20 protein-coding genes are annotated in these 14,873 nt (G+C 57.7%); 7 read left to right on the forward strand and 13 right to left on the reverse strand.

From position 1 onward, the window contains the following. The first annotated feature begins 250 nt into the window (after nt 1-250). Together AO068_RS02935 and AO068_RS02940 are read left to right on the forward strand one after the other, a co-directional pair. Nucleotides 251-556, forward strand: a complete 306-nt coding sequence (locus AO068_RS02935; RefSeq protein WP_058407607.1) for a hypothetical protein — start codon at nt 251-253, stop codon at nt 554-556. A 295-nt stretch (nt 557-851) separates the two neighbouring features. Beyond that, nucleotides 852-1,064 carry a cold-shock protein gene (locus AO068_RS02940; protein WP_003315566.1) on the forward strand — a complete coding sequence of 71 codons (213 nt, stop codon included), beginning with the start codon at nt 852-854 and terminating at the stop codon, nt 1,062-1,064. 65 nt (nt 1,065-1,129) lie between these two features. Here the strand turns inward: AO068_RS02940 and AO068_RS02945 are convergent, their stop codons facing one another. Next, complete coding sequence (locus tag AO068_RS02945; RefSeq protein WP_058407608.1) at nt 1,130-1,477, reverse strand: I78 family peptidase inhibitor; 348 nt, start codon at nt 1,475-1,477, stop codon at nt 1,130-1,132. Nucleotides 1,478-1,787: 310 nt separating this feature from the next. Between AO068_RS02945 and AO068_RS02950 the strand changes: the two genes are divergently transcribed. Next, nucleotides 1,788-1,982, forward strand: a complete 195-nt coding sequence (locus AO068_RS02950; protein ID WP_002553154.1) for a hypothetical protein — start codon at nt 1,788-1,790, stop codon at nt 1,980-1,982. Nucleotides 1,983-2,009: 27 nt separating this feature from the next. Here AO068_RS02950 and AO068_RS02955 read toward each other — a convergent pair whose 3' ends face one another. From AO068_RS02955 to AO068_RS02990, 8 genes are all read right to left on the reverse strand, one after another. Beyond that, entirely contained in the window at nt 2,010-3,035 is a 1,026-nt protein-coding gene (locus AO068_RS02955) for a nucleoside hydrolase (protein WP_057402304.1), read from the reverse strand. A 22-nt stretch (nt 3,036-3,057) separates the two neighbouring features. Beyond that, nucleotides 3,058-3,462: a D-ribose pyranase gene (rbsD, locus tag AO068_RS02960; RefSeq protein ID WP_044323545.1), complete on the reverse strand. Its 405-nt coding sequence runs from the start codon at nt 3,460-3,462 to the stop codon at nt 3,058-3,060. After that, nucleotides 3,459-4,379 (reverse strand): ribokinase, encoded by a 921-nt coding sequence (gene rbsK / locus AO068_RS02965; protein ID WP_058407609.1) that lies wholly within the window; start codon nt 4,377-4,379, stop codon nt 3,459-3,461. The genes rbsD and rbsK overlap by 4 nt, the downstream gene beginning before the upstream one ends. A 30-nt stretch (nt 4,380-4,409) precedes the next feature. Then, nucleotides 4,410-5,426 carry a LacI family DNA-binding transcriptional regulator gene (locus AO068_RS02970; RefSeq protein ID WP_058407610.1) on the reverse strand — a complete coding sequence of 339 codons (1,017 nt, stop codon included), beginning with the start codon at nt 5,424-5,426 and terminating at the stop codon, nt 4,410-4,412. 1 nt (nt 5,427) lies between these two features. After that, a complete protein-coding gene (locus AO068_RS02975; protein WP_002553148.1) occupies nt 5,428-6,420 on the reverse strand; it encodes an ABC transporter permease in 993 nt (330 codons plus the stop codon). Continuing rightward, the gene (locus AO068_RS02980) at nt 6,417-7,970 is read right to left on the reverse strand and encodes a sugar ABC transporter ATP-binding protein (RefSeq protein ID WP_058407611.1); all 1,554 of its coding nucleotides are present in this window, start codon (nt 7,968-7,970) and stop codon (nt 6,417-6,419) included. The genes AO068_RS02975 and AO068_RS02980 overlap by 4 nt, the downstream gene beginning before the upstream one ends. Before the next feature lie 53 nt (nt 7,971-8,023). Next, on the reverse strand, nt 8,024-8,944 hold the full coding sequence (locus AO068_RS02985) for a sugar ABC transporter substrate-binding protein (protein ID WP_371875231.1): 921 nt from the start codon (nt 8,942-8,944) through the stop codon (nt 8,024-8,026). 232 nt (nt 8,945-9,176) lie between these two features. Continuing rightward, on the reverse strand, nt 9,177-9,401 hold the full coding sequence (locus tag AO068_RS02990) for a YgdI/YgdR family lipoprotein (protein WP_005746777.1): 225 nt from the start codon (nt 9,399-9,401) through the stop codon (nt 9,177-9,179). A gap of 133 nt (nt 9,402-9,534) precedes the next feature. On the opposite strand from AO068_RS02990, the gene AO068_RS02995 reads away from it, so the two are divergent. The 3 genes from AO068_RS02995 (at nt 9,535) to AO068_RS26115 (ending at nt 10,963) form a co-directional block, all read left to right on the forward strand. Then, nucleotides 9,535-9,786 (forward strand): DUF1654 domain-containing protein, encoded by a 252-nt coding sequence (locus tag AO068_RS02995; RefSeq protein ID WP_004662361.1) that lies wholly within the window; start codon nt 9,535-9,537, stop codon nt 9,784-9,786. A gap of 4 nt (nt 9,787-9,790) precedes the next feature. Beyond that, nucleotides 9,791-10,492 (forward strand): endonuclease, encoded by a 702-nt coding sequence (locus AO068_RS03000; RefSeq protein ID WP_058400205.1) that lies wholly within the window; start codon nt 9,791-9,793, stop codon nt 10,490-10,492. Between the two features lie 234 nt (nt 10,493-10,726). Next, nucleotides 10,727-10,963 (forward strand): DUF6555 family protein, encoded by a 237-nt coding sequence (locus tag AO068_RS26115; protein ID WP_058428135.1) that lies wholly within the window; start codon nt 10,727-10,729, stop codon nt 10,961-10,963. Nucleotides 10,964-11,041: 78 nt separating this feature from the next. On the opposite strand, the gene map is transcribed toward AO068_RS26115, so the two are convergent. From map to AO068_RS03020, 4 genes are all read right to left on the reverse strand, one after another. Continuing rightward, a complete protein-coding gene (gene map, locus AO068_RS03005) occupies nt 11,042-11,833 on the reverse strand; it encodes a type I methionyl aminopeptidase (protein ID WP_058407612.1) in 792 nt (263 codons plus the stop codon). Next, a complete protein-coding gene (locus AO068_RS03010) occupies nt 11,830-12,087 on the reverse strand; it encodes a ParD-like family protein (protein ID WP_002553140.1) in 258 nt (85 codons plus the stop codon). The genes map and AO068_RS03010 overlap by 4 nt, the downstream gene beginning before the upstream one ends. Nucleotides 12,088-12,174: 87 nt before the next feature. Continuing rightward, a complete protein-coding gene (locus tag AO068_RS03015; RefSeq protein ID WP_058407613.1) occupies nt 12,175-12,384 on the reverse strand; it encodes a hypothetical protein in 210 nt (69 codons plus the stop codon). Nucleotides 12,385-12,486: 102 nt separating this feature from the next. Beyond that, nucleotides 12,487-13,518: an Ldh family oxidoreductase gene (locus AO068_RS03020; protein ID WP_058400202.1), complete on the reverse strand. Its 1,032-nt coding sequence runs from the start codon at nt 13,516-13,518 to the stop codon at nt 12,487-12,489. A gap of 255 nt (nt 13,519-13,773) precedes the next feature. Between AO068_RS03020 and AO068_RS03025 the strand changes: the two genes are divergently transcribed. Then, entirely contained in the window at nt 13,774-14,802 is a 1,029-nt protein-coding gene (locus AO068_RS03025) for a FecR family protein (protein ID WP_058407614.1), read from the forward strand. Nucleotides 14,803-14,873 lie beyond the last annotated feature (71 nt).

Here is a 14,873-nt window from a genome sequence, read left to right on the forward strand (position 1 = left end):
ACCTTGAACCGGACCAGATGACTGGAATGTACGAAAAACCTGCCTGCGTCGCGTCCAAAGCCATCAGCAATGGGGACACTTGAAAATAACAGGACGCGCATCCTAGCACAGCTCGGCCTACACCGGACGTCCATATGCGTAAATCACACCAAATAACACGTCACCTGAACTGGCAGGCGTGATGGGCGTCTTAACCAGTCAGGATCCTGTACGTTTCCTTGTTCACTAAAGTCAGCAAAAGGAGAACACCATGAAGCTTTCCCGTCTGTCCGCACTCCTCGCCTGCGCCGCCGTCCTGGCCCCTTGGGGCGCTCAGGCCGCCATGGAAAAAACCGTGCAAGACACGTTCACGCAGGAATGCATCGCCGCGGCGAATCAGCACAAGCAGGATGCCAAGGCCGCACAAGCTCATTGCGATTGCAGCGCCCGGGTAGTGAACAAGGAGTTTTCTCAGCAGGAAATCGAAGCATTGAGCAGTACCGATAGCGCTCCTGCCCCTGCATTGACGCAAAAACTGCAGAAACTGGTTGCCGAAAACTGCACCAAATCAAAATAAATCATTTTTTTTAACTCGGTAAAGCAGCCGCCTGAAATGCCGAGAGCTACGCCCCGCCGCTAACCTGAAAGCCTTGCAGAGCGGGGCTTTCAGCATATGCTGCACAGTCTTGATGCAAGGCAATCAGAGACATCATTTAGCCACTTTACGTGTATGACGCTTTGCATATGCAGGGGCCCAGGCTAAAGAGATAACCTTAGTAGCTGTCTTTTTGCGCATTTCGACTATGATAGGCCCGTGTGCCCAGTTGGCCTGAGCAGCACGTTATTGAAAATTATGTTTCTGGAGATACACCATGTCTAATCGCCAAACCGGCACCGTAAAATGGTTCAACGATGAAAAAGGCTTCGGCTTTATCACTCCACAGGGTGGCGGTGACGACCTGTTCGTACACTTCAAAGCAATCCAGAGCGACGGTTTCAAAAGCCTGAAAGAAGGCCAGACCGTTACTTTTGTTGCGGCTAAAGGCCAGAAAGGCATGCAAGCAGAAGAAGTTCAGGTAGCCTGATTCACCTGACATAAAAAAACCCCGTCACTGACGGGGTTTTTTATGCGCCACAGAAAAGTGCCGACTCAACCGCAGTTGATGCGCGTCACCTTTCCCGAAACGTCGGTATTGACGTTTACCCGCTCGGATCGGTATTCCAGCGTGACCATGTCGTCAGGCCCGAGAATGCGGGCATCCTGAGAACCGGTACGGGCGCGCACTTGTGACAGAAGGTCGATGGACGCTGGCTTGCCGATTGCGAACTGGCCAAGCCCTGCATCACAACGGCCAGGTATGGCGTTGGCGTTACTGGCGGATGCGGGAGCGTCTGCCTTGACGGACGCTTCAGCGTCCTTATCAGAGGACGTGCTGCTGCATCCTGCCAGCAACGACGCCACGACCACAAAACCCAATGTTGCGAACTTCCGGGGCATACACCCTCCTCTGCCAATAAAACATTCCAGACCTGTCCGACCGCGCTCAGACGCGTTGGTTGCACAACTCTAGTTGAGAAGCCATCGGCAACCTGTTGATCTGCCTGGGCCGAGAGTCTGCCTTGGGATCACACAGGGCGCGCGGTGAAATCGTCACAAAACGTTTACAACCTATGGCCATAGACTCTGACTATCGGTATGAGATGTAAGTAGAAGTGTCAAAATGTGCGCGGAATGGTTTACTGCGAGAGACGCAAGCGCCGGGAAGCGAACAGCGTAGTGCGTGACCCTTCACTGGAGATCAACAGACATGACAGCCATAACTCTGGATGCAGACATCAAGGCCAGATGGCCTCAGGGCCACTGCTCGCACAGCCCCGGAAACCCGGAAGAGCTGATGATCATTGCCGTCGACCTGCTGATCAAGGAACTGGGCACCGAGGGTGCCCGCGCCTTCATCAGCCAGGTACTGAGCCGTTATGCCACGGCAGGGCTGCCGGTCTGATGCACCTGTTGCAGCCCGCGTGATGGGTTACTTCAGTCGCGCCAGACGCTCGGTCAGCAGATCGAAGAAACCCTGAGCGTCGCCATTCTCGACCCAGAATACATTCTGCGGCTGCTTGAGCGTGCCGTACCAGTCAGCCACTGTCTGACCGAAACCAATGCCCTCGCGGGTGTCGACCGCAACGTTGATCTGCCGCCCGGAAAACAACTCGGGCTTGAGCAACCAGGCAATGACACTGGCGTCGTGAACCGGACCACCGGGCAAGCCGTAATGCTCCATGTCCAGTTTGACGTATTCATTGAGAATGCCGTCGACCAGCTTGCCGGCGTTATTGCCCAATGCGGCAATCTGCTTGAGGCGTTGTTCGCTGGTCAGGATCTTATGGGTCACGTCCAACGGTACGTAAGTAAGCTTCACACCACTGGCCAGAACGATCTGCGCAGCATGCGGGTCAGCAAACAGGTTGAATTCGGCAACCGGCGTAATGTTACCGCCGTTGAAATGCGCGCCCCCCATGACCACCACTTCCTTGATGCCCTGGGTGATTTCCGGTGCCTGCACGAGCGCCAGCGCCAGGTTGGTCTGCGGACCGAGCATGGCGATAGTGATGCTGTGCGGCTTGGCCTTGCTCAAGGTGCGGATCAGGTAATCGACTGCATTACCGTCGGCCAACCCCTTGGCTGGCTCATGCACGGGCACGCCGGGCAACCCTTCCTGACCGTGAACGTTTTCTGCGTAGATAGGTGTGCGCACCAACGGTTTGGGCGCACCGGCATACACCGGCACTTCTTCACGCCCGGCCCATTCACGCGCCAGCCTGGCATTGCGCGAGGTCTTGTCCAGACGGACATTGCCGGCCACGGTGGTGATCGCCATCACGTTCAATTCTTCGGGTGACGCCAGCGCCAGCAGCAGCGCAACGACGTCGTCCGCGCCGGGATCGGTATCGATGATCAGATCACGCTTTTCTGCCGCCTGAACGGCAGCGCTACTCAGTATGGACAAGAGCAATGCTCCACGAATGAACTGTCTGGAAAACTGCATCAACGTCATATGAAACTCCCTTTCTTGATAGCTAGAACACAACTCCGGAAACCAGCGCCACATTACTGTACGGCTGGCATTCTCCGGTACGGATGATTGCCTTGGCCTTGCGGCTCAATACTTTCAGGTCCTCATGGCTTATCCAGCGCTGCTGACCCAATTGATCATCGAGGTTCAGGCTTTCGATGACCTGCAATGCGGGCGGCTTGACCTCGGCCATTTCGTTGGCCAGCACATGGCTTTCGACCTGCATCTCACTCAGCACCACGTCCAGCACACTGACGAAATCAGGTACGCCGCGAGTCAGCGCCAGGTCGATCAGCTCGACGCCTGCCGGTACTGGCATTCCAGCGTCGACGATCATCAGGATGTCGCCATGCCCCAGCGACGCAATGACGCGAGACAGGGCAATGTTGAGTAGCGGGGTCTTTTTCATAGTGAATCGAATTCCTTTACTTCCTCGAACGTCGGGATGGACGGCTGGGCACCCGCGCGGGTCACGGATATGGCTGCCGCGGCCTGACCGAAGCGAATGGCCTGCGATTCACTCTGACCCGCCGCCAGTGCTGCGGCAAAACCACCGACAAAGGTATCACCTGCAGCGGTGGTGTCCACGGCCTGTACACGACGCGCAGGGATATGTTTCACGCCCGCAGCACTGGCGAACAGGGTTCCGCGCTCACCCAGGGTAATGATTACGTTGCGCGCCCCGGCAGCCAGCATGGCCGCTGCCGCCTCTTCAGCCGCCGCCGAGGAGTCGACAGTCACACCGGTCAGGGTCTGCGCCTCACTTTCATTGGGGATCAGATAGTCGATAAGGCCATACCAGTTTGCCGGCAAAGGCTCGCTGGCCGGGGCAGGATTGAGAATGACGGTCTTGCCCAGCGCGCGGGCGCGGGTCAGGGTGTGGAAAACTGTTTCAGTCGGCACTTCAAGCTGGCAGATGACGATCCCGGAACCCGCCAGCAATGCGTCGAAACGCTCGATCAATGCCGGAGTGAGCCGACCATTGCCTCCGGCAACGATGACAATTGCATTCTGACTGCTGGCGTCGACCACAATCGAAGCGATCCCGGTGGACACGCCTTCAACGACCGTCACGGCCTGACAGTCGATATGCTCGGCCAGCAGTGCTGCACGCAGTTGCTCCCCGTAGGCATCGGCACCCACACAGCCGATCATCGCCACACTGCCACCCAGGCGCGCTGCGGCAACTGCCTGGTTGGCGCCTTTACCACCAGGCACGGTGTCGAACGTCTCCCCGCTCAGCGTCTCGCCGGGGCGCGGCAGACGCTGGGCGCGGATGACCAGATCCATGTTCAGACTGCCCACTATCACTATTTTTGCTTGCATGGCTCATTAATCCGTTGCTGTGCGTGCGCGTCATTCATTGGACAAAGTGTTCGGCGCTGCCGTGGACTCGCGCACCAAGACGCAAGGCGTCACGAGTCTTTTTTCGACAGGACCTGTATGCGGTGCGGCGATTCGGTTTAACAACATTTCGGCGGCGGTTTCGCCCAGTTGCATGATCGATTGCCCCACAGTGGTGAGGGCCGGATAGACGTAGCGGCTCATCTGAATGTCATCAAAGCCGATGACCGACAGATCCTGAGGCACGCGAATCGAACGCTCGGCAGCTGCGCGCAGCACACCGATGGCGATGACATCGTTGCCGGCAAAAATCGCTGTCGGCGCATGCCTGGCCAGTAGCAGGCCCGCAGCTGCGTGGCCAGCCGAACTGGTAAATTCGCTGTGCACCGCCCAATCCGGGCCGACCTCGACAGATGCCTGCTGCATGGCCCGCCGATAACCCGCCAGGCGCATTTCGGCAACCATGCTGTCGCGCGGTCCGCCAATGCAGGCAATGTGACGATGCCCGAGATCCAGCAGATGTCGTGTTGCCAGCCAGGCGCCCTGCTCGTGATCGATGCGCACCATGTCAGCTTCGATGCCTTGCAGCTCGCGGTCGACGATTACCAGCGGCGTGCGCACCTCGGTGAGGCCACAGGCGACGCTGGCATCACCCGCCACAGACGAGACAATCAACCCGTCAACGCGCTTTTCCAGCAAAACACGCAGGTAACTGCGCTGCTTTTCCGGGTTGTCGTCGGAATTACAAAGGATCACGCAAAAACCGTTGCGCTCACAGTAGTCCTCGATGCCCCTCGCCAACTCGGCGAAATACGGATTCATACCGTTGGGAATCAACAGGCCGATGGTCGATGTGCTCCTGGCCTTCAGCGAACGCGCCACGGCGCTGGGCACATAATCGAGCTGCGCGATGGCCGCTTCGACCTTGAGCCTGACCGGCTCGCTCACCGGCCGGGTCTTGTTCAGCACATGGGAGACCGTGGTGTACGAGATCCCCGCCAGCGCCGCGACATCCTTGATAGTCGCCATATCAGCCCTGGCGCCGTGCCCGGTGACTGCGATAGGTGTCCAGCACTACTGCGATCACGATCACCGCACCAGTGATGATGCGCTTGGTCGGCTCGGTCGCACCGATCTGCGCCAGGCCTGCGGCCAATACCGAAATGATCAGCACGCCGAAAAAAGTACTGATGATCGAACCGCGCCCGCCCATCAGGCTGGTGCCACCGATCACGACGGCGGCAATCACTTGCAGCTCAAGACCTGCACCGGCATTCGGATCAGCCGCTTCCAGTCGCGATATCTGAAACAGCGCCGCCACACCGGCCAGTAGGCCCATCAGCGAGAACACCAGGATCTTGTAGGGTTTGGGATTGATACCGGCCAGACGCACCGCTTCTTCATTGGTGCCGATGCCGATCAGATAGCGACCAAAAACAGTGCGGGTCAGCACGGCCTGAGCAATGAAAATAACCAGCAATGCGATGATGAACGACGGCGCGATACCGAACGCGATCGGGTCAGATAGCCAGGCGAACGAATCACCGATATAAGCGGTGCGCGAATTGGTCATCTGGTAGGCCGCGCCACGAGCCATCTCCAGCACACCGAGGGAGACGATGAACGAAGGGATGCGCCAGGCAACGGTAATGGAGCCGGTAATCGTGCCTGCCAGGGTCGCGCAGGCGATGCCTAGCAAGGCGGCCGGGAACACACTCCAGCCCCAGCCCAGGATGGCCACACTCACAGCCGAAGCAGCCAGCGCCAGCACCGACCCAACGGACAGGTCGATACCGCCGATGATAAGGATCAGCGTCATGCCGACCGACAGCACCATCAGGTCAGGGATCTGGTTGGCCAGCATGCTGAATGTCTGATAGGACAGAAAGTGATCGCTGAGCAGGGAAAACAGCACGATCATCACCAGCAGCGCACCCGCCAGCCCGATGTAGGTGCCAAGACCAAAGTAATTGCCGCCGCGACGGGCCGGCACGGTCAGCGTCGGAGAAGGAGTATTTTTCATGAGTCGTTCCTGGGCGCGGCGTCATTGAGCAGCGCGTCACGTTTCTGATAACCGGCGAAGGCAGCGGCAAGCAATTGGTCCTGGGTCCAGCTGTCGCGCTCGAACGTGTCGATCAGGCGACCGGCAGACAGCACACCGATACGATCGCAGATCAACATCAGTTCGCGCAGATCACTGGAAACCACCACCAGCGCCCTGCCCTGACGGGTCAGTTCGGCCAGCAGCGCGTAGATATCGAATTTGGCACCGACGTCGATGCCTCGGGTCGGTTCGTCGAACAGCATCACCGGGCAATCACGTTCCAGCCAGCGACCGATCACGACCTTCTGCTGATTACCGCCTGATAGCTCGGAGACCAATTGGTCCGGACTGGAACTGCGAATACGCATGGCAGCCACCTGGCGCTGCGCCAGCTTCAGTTCGTCGTCGGCGTTAACCAGGCCTGCTCTGGAGATCGAATGCATATTACCCAGCGCAATGTTGGCGCTGATTGACTGCGACATCAGCAGCCCTTCGCTCTTGCGGTCTTCCGTGATCAGGGCAATACCGTGCTCCACGGCGTCCGAGGGTGAACGAATGGTGACGGCTTGCAGTGGCTGCCCAACTTCAATCGCACCACTGTCGGCAACATCTGCACCGTAGATCAGGCGCAGTAACTCGGTGCGTCCGGCACCGATCAGCCCGGAAATACCGAAGATTTCACCTCGCCGCACATCGAAGGAAACATCCTGAACCTTGCCGGCACGAGTGAGCCCCTTGACTGACAGCGCTACTTCGCCAATCTGCCGGGCGCCCATGTCCATGTGTTCGCCAAGTTCACGGCCGACCATCAACGTGACCAGTTGCTCGCTGTTGTAACGGGCAATCGGCTCGACGCACACCAGCTTGCCATCGCGCAGTACGGCTATGCGCTGAGACACCCTGGCAAGCTCCTCAAGCCGGTGGGAGATGTAGATGATCGAGACGCCACGAGCCTGCAATCGCGTGATCTGCTCGAACAGCATTTCCACCTCGCGGGAGGTGAGCATGGCAGTAGGCTCGTCGAGGATCAGCACATGGCAGTCGCCAACCAGGTTGCGAGCGATCTCGACCATCTGCTGATGACCGATCCCCAAATCGCCGACCAGCGTATCGGGATCAATAGCGTCCAGCCCCACTTGAGCCATAGCCTTGATCGCGTTTTCACGCAGACGCTTGCGGTCGATCCAGCCAGCACGACGCGGCAGGTCGTCAAGGAACAGGTTTTCGGCAACGGTCAGGGTCGGCAGCAGGTTGAGTTCCTGCATGACCATGCGAACCCCGAGCTTTTCGGCCTGGGTACGACTCGCAGGTTCATAAGGCTGCCCCTGAAACTCCATGCGCCCGGTAGTGGGTGTCACCAGGCCGCCAATGATTTTCGACAAGGTGCTTTTACCGGCACCGTTTTCCCCGGTCAGGGCCAGCACTTCGCCACGCATCAACGTCAGATCGACGTCACCGAGCACGGGTTGAGCGTAGGTTTTACCGATGCCACTGACCGAAAGAACAGCTGTCTGAACAGACGCTGACATACATTTCTCCCAGTGCCCGTCCTGCAAGGACGGGCACCTTTACGCGGCGTGGATCAAGGTTTGGTAACAAGTTCTACTGGCGTTTCGATGACGCCTTTTTCGTTGGTGTCGACCTTCTCGCCTTTGACCAGCTTCAACGCAGCTTCAATACCAAAGACCGCTTGTTTGGCTGCAAACTGGTCAGCAGTGGCCAACACTCGGCCGTCCTTGAGCATCGGTTTGATCGCGTTGATGTTGTCGTAACCCACGACCATGACCTTGCCAGCCTTGCCTGCTGCACGCACCGCAGAAACCGCCCCCAGCGCCATGCTGTCGTTACCGGCCAGCAGGGCCTTCAGGTTCGGGTATTCATTGAGCATCGCCGAAGCAACGGCGTTACCCTTGTCGATTTCCCAGTTGCCGGACTGCACAGACACGACCTTCATCTGCGCCTTGTCCATGGCATCCTTGAAACCGGCGGTACGTTGCTGAGCGTTGGTGGTGGTCGGCACGCCTTCGATAATGCCGACTTCGTCACCGCTCTTGAGCTGCTTGGCCAGGTAGTCGCCTACCAGCTCGGCACCTTTGCGGTTGTCCGGCCCCACGAACGGGATCATCAGGCTTTTGCTTTTGAGCACGTCGGGATCAAGCTGGTTGTCGATATTGACGACCTTGATACCGGCGTCTGTCGCTTTCTTGAGCACCGGCACCAACGCCTTGGAGTCGGCAGGCGCGATCACCAGGGCGTCGACTTTGGAGACAATCATCTGCTCGACGATACGAATCTGCGCAGAGGTGTCTGACTCGTCCTTGATCCCGTTGGAAATCAGGTCGAAATCGGTGGCGTGCTCTTTCTGATAAGCCTTGGCGCCGTCTTCCATGGTCAGGAAAAATTCATTGGCGAGCGACTTCATCACCAGTGCGACCTTGGGTTTTTCAGGCGTCTGAGCGTATGCAGCAGAGAGGGGCATGACTGCGGTAACAGCAGCGAACATGGCGACAGCGAGAAGGCGTCCAGCGAATGGCAGCTTCATGAGTTCATCTCCGATCTTGTGATTATTGTTCGGGCGAACGACGCAGGGTCGATGCAATGCATCAACACGCAAACGTTTGCGAGGGATGAACTATGAAAAAACCCGCAGGGTTTGTCAATCCGTCGAAAATGAAATCTGTTCGTACTGCTCGCCCCCAACGCGCAGGGAACGAGCATTAGTGCTCAGTCGGATTTCACTCCTCCGGTCTGACCGTAGCCACTTCGTCGGCCTTGATGCGGACTCTCTTGCCGGAGATGTCTTCAAACTCGTAGAAACCATCACGACTCTTGGTCTTGGGCATGTCCTTGGTGATGTATTGTGTGCCGTTCTGAAGCGTGACGACCGAAGGCGTGGAGCAGCCTGCCAGCAGTACAGCAGTTGCGGCCAGTAACGGAAATGCCAGTGACTTGATATTCATGCGCGACTCCGGGAGCGTTGGTTTTTCAAGACAATAGTGTGCCATTTCAAGCGCTTTATCTTACATAGATGTTGCGAAAGATCCGACACTGAAATACTGTATGCCCGTACAGCAAAAATCAGGAACCTTATCCGTGGCCAAACAAACCGCAGCGACCGCCTCCACTCCCGGCCCTTACGAGCGCATGGGCATGCGGGTACAGAAGATCATCAACTCGCCTACCGCGCAGAAATCCAGGGCTGCCCTGCTTTTTCGTCAACCGGATGAGTCAGAGGACGACTGGGCGCAGCTTCTTGAAGAAATAGCCGAGAACGACAACGTCACCCTCGCCTGGCGCGACGATGGTGGCGTGCAAATATTCTGGACGTTGCCGAAGGAAGACTGACGGCATGATGTTTCGATTCTCGACACTGCTTTGCACCACCCTGCTCATCACCGCTTCATTCAGCGCTCAGGCCGAAGCTCCGCGTACTTTCAGCGAAGCCAAGAAAGTCGCCTGGGGGTTATACGCACCACAATCGACCGAATTTTACTGCGGCTGCAAATACACCGGCAACCGGGTCGATCTTGCGGGCTGCGGCTATGTCCCGCGCAAGAGCGCCAAGCGCGCCAGTCGTATTGAATGGGAACACATCGTTCCGGCCTGGCAGATCGGCCATCTGCGCCAATGCTGGCAGAACGGCGGGCGCAAAAACTGCACAAAGACCGATGCCGTTTATAAACGCGCCGAGGCAGACCTGCATAACCTGGTGCCCAGCATCGGCGAAGTGAATGGCGACCGCAGCAACTTCAGCTTTGGCTGGATACCCGAGCAAAAAGGCCAGTACGGTTCATGCCTGACGCAAGTGGATTTCAAGGCGAAAAAGGTCATGCCTCGCCCTTCCATTCGCGGCATGATCGCCCGCACCTACTTCTACATGAGTAAACAATACAACTTGCGCCTGTCGCGCCAGGACCAGCAGCTTTATCAAGCCTGGGACAAGACTTATCCTCCCCAGGCCTGGGAGCGCCAGCGCAATCAGCAGGTCGCTTGCGTCATGGGACGGGGTAATGATTTTGTCGGCCCGGTAGACCTCAAGTCCTGTAAATGAGGCTTGCCTCAAAAAAGAAGATCTTCGTTTGGATGACCATTCGGTCATCCATTCATGCGTTTGAGTGAACCCAAAACCACTCATCGGACAACTGTTAACTACATCTCGAAACGACGCGATTTTCGCTCTACGATCTGAAGACAGCAGCGTGACCGGAGAAGGTTTCTCGCGCATGCCCCACTGGAATAATCACACTATTTTGATGGCATGCCGTCAGGCTCACGGGCAGGAAAGATGAATCATCAAACGGAATTTGAAATTCACTATCAGTTCAATGGCGAACCTCGTTGTTTCCTGCACAAGACCAGGCAACTGTGCCAGTGCGACGCATTGCACTGCGCAACGCTGCACGCCGGCGTTGGCACAGTGAGTGGCAATATGTCTGCAGGGCCGATAGGAATGGCGACCTTGCAGGCAGAGCGTTTTGGCGTAACAGAAGTACGCTGGAAAAGATCTTCGCCGCAATACTGAAACATCACCCTTGATCAAAAAAAATGGCCTCTCGGGAAGGCCATTTTTTATGCACTCAAATCACCGGACCACTCACGTCTAAATGGCAGGATAATGACCCGTACCTTCAGGCCAGGGCGTCAGCAGTTCAAAACCGGTAGAGGTGACTGCAACCATATGCTCCCATTGCGCAGACAATGAAAGATCGCTGGTCAGAACCGTCCAGCCATCCGGCAGAGTACGAGTACCGGCCCTGCCGGCATTGATCATCGGCTCGATGGTGAACACCATGCCCGGCTTCAGCCTGAGGCCTTTGCCCTGAGCGCCGTAGTGCAGAACCTGAGGCTCTTCGTGGTACTTGCGGCCAATGCCGTGCCCGCAATATTCACGCACTACACTAAAGCCTTCACGATGAGCGATGCTCTGAATGGCATAACCGATATCACCCAGCGTCGCCCCGGGGCGCACTGCATGAATACCGGCGCGGGTTGCCTCGTAGGTCGTCTCGACAAGACGTTTTGCCAGGGGGCTGACCTCACCGACCAGATACATACGGCTGGTATCGCCGTACCAGCCATCCTTGATGACCGCGACATCGATATTGACGATATCGCCATCTTTCAGAATATCGGTGGCAGAAGGTATGCCATGACAGACCACTGCATTGGGAGAGATACAGGTGGTCTTGGTAAAACCGTGATAGCCCACATTCGCGGGAATCACTTTCAGCTCTTTGACGATGTATTCGTTGCAGATATCGTCAAGCGCTTCGGTGCTGACGCCAGCCTTGACGTGAGGCGTGATCATTGCGAGCACATCGGCAGCCAGCATTCCGGCTATGCGCAACTGCACAAGGTCCTGTTCGGTCTTGATACCGATGGCGCTGCTCATGAGGCCGCCTTGGAAAGGCTGGACGCAGAAAGCTCTGCAACGTTGAAGTTCGAAGCAGTCAGCACCGTGCCGCCTGCGTTCTCGATACGGATCAACATCTGGCAGATCTCGCTGTAATCCAGTGCCGGGTGCAATTCGGCAAGCATGCCGATGCGCATCCAGTGCTCAGCCTGCGCATTGATGGAGCGACTGAGCGCAACACTGGCAGAGCGCAGGTTGGCGTGCATGTTTTCGGAAATCTTTACCAGACCCATGATTCACCTCAAATTGAATATATGAAGCATATACGTTACATATACTTACAATCAACCCGAGACGCGTCATGACCGCTATCGGCCGCACTATTCCATCGCGCTTGCCTGACGGTATTCACCACTCGCGCGGGCTGCCGCAATGGCTATCGATACATCCTGCTCGTAGCCATTGAACTGCCGCAGCCCCGCCGCCAGCCGGAGGAAATCCTCACGCTGCATTTCATTGACGGTAGAGAGAGTACGATGCTGCTGAGCAACAGGGCTTTGTACTGACGTTTGCACTGACTTAAGGGACATGACAGACCTCATTCGTTCTTTACTGTTCATGCATACAGTATTTAGAACCGAGCGCCGACACAAGACTGACTGCGACGAATGGTCAGCGAATTTGTAAGCGGCTCAACCGCCCGTCAGCCCCTGCAAGCGCTCCAGATCAGCCTCAGCGATGTCGATACCGTGCGCCATCGACCGCGCACGCTCGCTGTAGCGTCGGTCCCCCGGCAGGCGTTCCTGCCCTGCCCCGTGGAGCTGCCTTACCAGTTCCTCGCTACGCTGTGCAAAATGCTGACCGCTGCCTTTGTCCGGATCGATGACGATCAGCAACTGGCCGGTCCAGGGTGTCTGCGCGCCGGGATGCTTCGACCAGTCGAACTCGAAAGAGAAATTACCACCTGTCAGCCCTGCCGCCAGCAGCTCGACCATCATCGACAGTGCAGAACCCTTGTGACCGCCAAAGGGCAATAGTGCCCCGCCATCGAGAATGGCGCGGGGGTCTTCAGTGGGCCGGCCGTCGCGATCCACGCCCATACCCGCCGGCAGCAGTCGCCCTTCACGCGCTGCGATCTGAACGTCACCATGGGCAATGGCGCTGGTCGCCAGGTCGAAAACAATAGGCCCGCTCCCGGCACGCGGTGCAGCGAAGGCAATGGGGTTGGTGCCGAACAAGGGCTGACGCGCACCATGTGGCACTACGCAGGTCATGCTGTTGACCATGCTCAGGGCGACCAGCCCTTCTTCGGCGAAAGGTTCGACATCCGGCCACAGCGCGGCAAAGTGATGAGAGTTGCGTATCGCCAGAATCGCAATCCCGGCACTGCGCGCCTTGTCGATCAGCAATGATCTGGCTGCCGCCAGCGCAGGCTGGGCAAAGCCGTTACCGGCGTCGACCCTGACAAACGCGGCACCGACATCCTCGATCAACGGCACTGCCTTGCCGTCCACCCAGCCGCTGCTCAGCGATGAGATGTAGCCAGGCATGCGAAAGATGCCATGACTGTGCGAGCCGTCGCGCTGGGCGCTGGCGCAGTTCTCGGCAAGCACATCGGCAACTTCCGGGGAGGTGCCGTGTGCAAGGAAGATCCGCCGCAACAGATCTGTCAGTTGCTGATATGAAACGGTCCGGACCGGCTGATCGTTAGGGGTGGCGCGCATCTGAGGCTCCTGTTCATGTCATGGCAAGGTACCGGGAACAACCGCACGAAATACCAGCAACGAGAGTAGCGCTGCAGGCTCTGCAAAAACACTCCCTGCGCACTACGGTGTGCTCGATTGTCGCGAACAGGTTTCAATGAGAGCTGCTTGCATTCACAAGGAATTACGCTGTGCGTTGACGGGTAATTCCTGCAAATGTTCTCTCTCCCTGATATCCAAGGGTAGAATGCGCCAACGGTATAGGCCGGAGCGCCCATGAGCGACCCTCTTTTCAGCAAGGCAGAACACGACGCGATCACCAATGCCGCTGCGCATTGGTGCATGCGCCTGCATGCCGAAGACTGCACGGCCGCAGAACGAAAAGCGTTCGAGCAATGGCTGAAGGCCCATCCTCTGCATGCGGTGGAGTATGAGGCGATGCGGGAAGTCTGGGACATTACCGGACAAATCGAACCGCTCAATCCAGCCCCTGCACTTCCGATTCAGGCTACCCAGAACAACCAGCCCGTACTTCGTCGCAAGCGCCGCCTGGCACCACTCGCGGCTGCCGCTGCGGTCATTGCTCTGGCTGTCCCGGTCACCGGCTATGTGGGCTGGAATCAGGGCTGGCTGCCTGACGCCTATGAGTCCTACAACGCCGATACCGCGACGCGTCTTGTGGTATTGGCAGATGGCAGCCGTGCCGAACTGAACCTCGGCACCGAGCTGACCTACGCCAACTACAAGGATCGACGCAGCGTTACGCTGAAAAAGGGTGAGGCGTTCTTTGAGGTCAGCCACGACAACACACACCCCTTTGTAGTCGATGCCGGCAAGGGCAGCATCAAGGTCACGGGCACACGCTTCAATGTGTGGATGTATCAGGACCAGGTACGTGTAACGCTGGTCGAGGGCTCGGTTCAGGTCAGCAGTGATCGCGCGCATCCGTCATCAAGCCATCATCTTGACCCTGGCATGCAGGCCAGCTACAAGGCAGGCGACGACGCGCCCCTGATCAGCCAGACCGACACAAAGGATTCGAGCCTGGCGTGGCGTAATGGCAAGCTGATCTTCAATGATCTGCCTCTCAGCCAGGCGCTGCCACTTATCAATCGCTACCTGCAAACGCCTATTCTGCTGGCGGATACCGCAACCGGTGCGATGCGCCTGGGCGGCAGTTTCAACACGCGCGACCTGTCCAGCCTGCTGGCCTCTCTGCCCAAGGTGCTGCCGGTTTATGTCACGCAGAACCAGAACGGCAACCCGGTGCTCAACCGCCGGATACCCGACGCGCCAAAAGGCTGAGCGCTCTCGCGTACCTGACTGACGCAGAGCGATTTTGTATCCGCCGATAGCCGGATCAACCGTCCCCCCGC

Source organism: Pseudomonas sp. ICMP 3272 (assembly GCF_001466905.1).
GTDB lineage: Bacteria > Pseudomonadota > Gammaproteobacteria > Pseudomonadales > Pseudomonadaceae > Aquipseudomonas > Aquipseudomonas amygdali.

Bases quoted from the DNA above. Each gene is read 5' to 3' on its own strand.
- AO068_RS02940 (WP_003315566.1), top strand. From the start codon at position 852: ATGTCTAATCGCCAAACCGGCACCGTAAAATGGTTCAACGATGAAAAA.
- AO068_RS02975 (WP_002553148.1), bottom strand. From the start codon at position 6,420: ATGAAAAATACTCCTTCTCCGACGCTGACCGTGCCGGCCCGTCGCGGC.
- AO068_RS02980 (WP_058407611.1), bottom strand. From the start codon at position 7,970: ATGTCAGCGTCTGTTCAGACAGCTGTTCTTTCGGTCAGTGGCATCGGT.
- AO068_RS02990 (WP_005746777.1), bottom strand. From the start codon at position 9,401: ATGAATATCAAGTCACTGGCATTTCCGTTACTGGCCGCAACTGCTGTA.
- AO068_RS02955 (WP_057402304.1), bottom strand. From the start codon at position 3,035: ATGACGTTGATGCAGTTTTCCAGACAGTTCATTCGTGGAGCATTGCTC.
- rbsK (WP_058407609.1), bottom strand. From the start codon at position 4,379: ATGCAAGCAAAAATAGTGATAGTGGGCAGTCTGAACATGGATCTGGTC.
- AO068_RS03020 (WP_058400202.1), bottom strand. From the start codon at position 13,518: ATGCGCGCCACCCCTAACGATCAGCCGGTCCGGACCGTTTCATATCAG.
- AO068_RS02945 (WP_058407608.1), bottom strand. From the start codon at position 1,477: ATGCCCCGGAAGTTCGCAACATTGGGTTTTGTGGTCGTGGCGTCGTTG.
- AO068_RS02935 (WP_058407607.1), top strand. From the start codon at position 251: ATGAAGCTTTCCCGTCTGTCCGCACTCCTCGCCTGCGCCGCCGTCCTG.
- AO068_RS03000 (WP_058400205.1), top strand. From the start codon at position 9,791: ATGATGTTTCGATTCTCGACACTGCTTTGCACCACCCTGCTCATCACC.
- AO068_RS26115 (WP_058428135.1), top strand. From the start codon at position 10,727: ATGAATCATCAAACGGAATTTGAAATTCACTATCAGTTCAATGGCGAA.
- rbsD (WP_044323545.1), bottom strand. From the start codon at position 3,462: ATGAAAAAGACCCCGCTACTCAACATTGCCCTGTCTCGCGTCATTGCG.
- AO068_RS03015 (WP_058407613.1), bottom strand. From the start codon at position 12,384: ATGTCCCTTAAGTCAGTGCAAACGTCAGTACAAAGCCCTGTTGCTCAG.
- AO068_RS02985 (WP_371875231.1), bottom strand. From the start codon at position 8,944: ATGTTCGCTGCTGTTACCGCAGTCATGCCCCTCTCTGCTGCATACGCT.
- AO068_RS03025 (WP_058407614.1), top strand. From the start codon at position 13,774: ATGAGCGACCCTCTTTTCAGCAAGGCAGAACACGACGCGATCACCAAT.
- AO068_RS03010 (WP_002553140.1), bottom strand. From the start codon at position 12,087: ATGGGTCTGGTAAAGATTTCCGAAAACATGCACGCCAACCTGCGCTCT.
- AO068_RS02970 (WP_058407610.1), bottom strand. From the start codon at position 5,426: ATGGCGACTATCAAGGATGTCGCGGCGCTGGCGGGGATCTCGTACACC.
- AO068_RS02950 (WP_002553154.1), top strand. From the start codon at position 1,788: ATGACAGCCATAACTCTGGATGCAGACATCAAGGCCAGATGGCCTCAG.
- map (WP_058407612.1), bottom strand. From the start codon at position 11,833: ATGAGCAGCGCCATCGGTATCAAGACCGAACAGGACCTTGTGCAGTTG.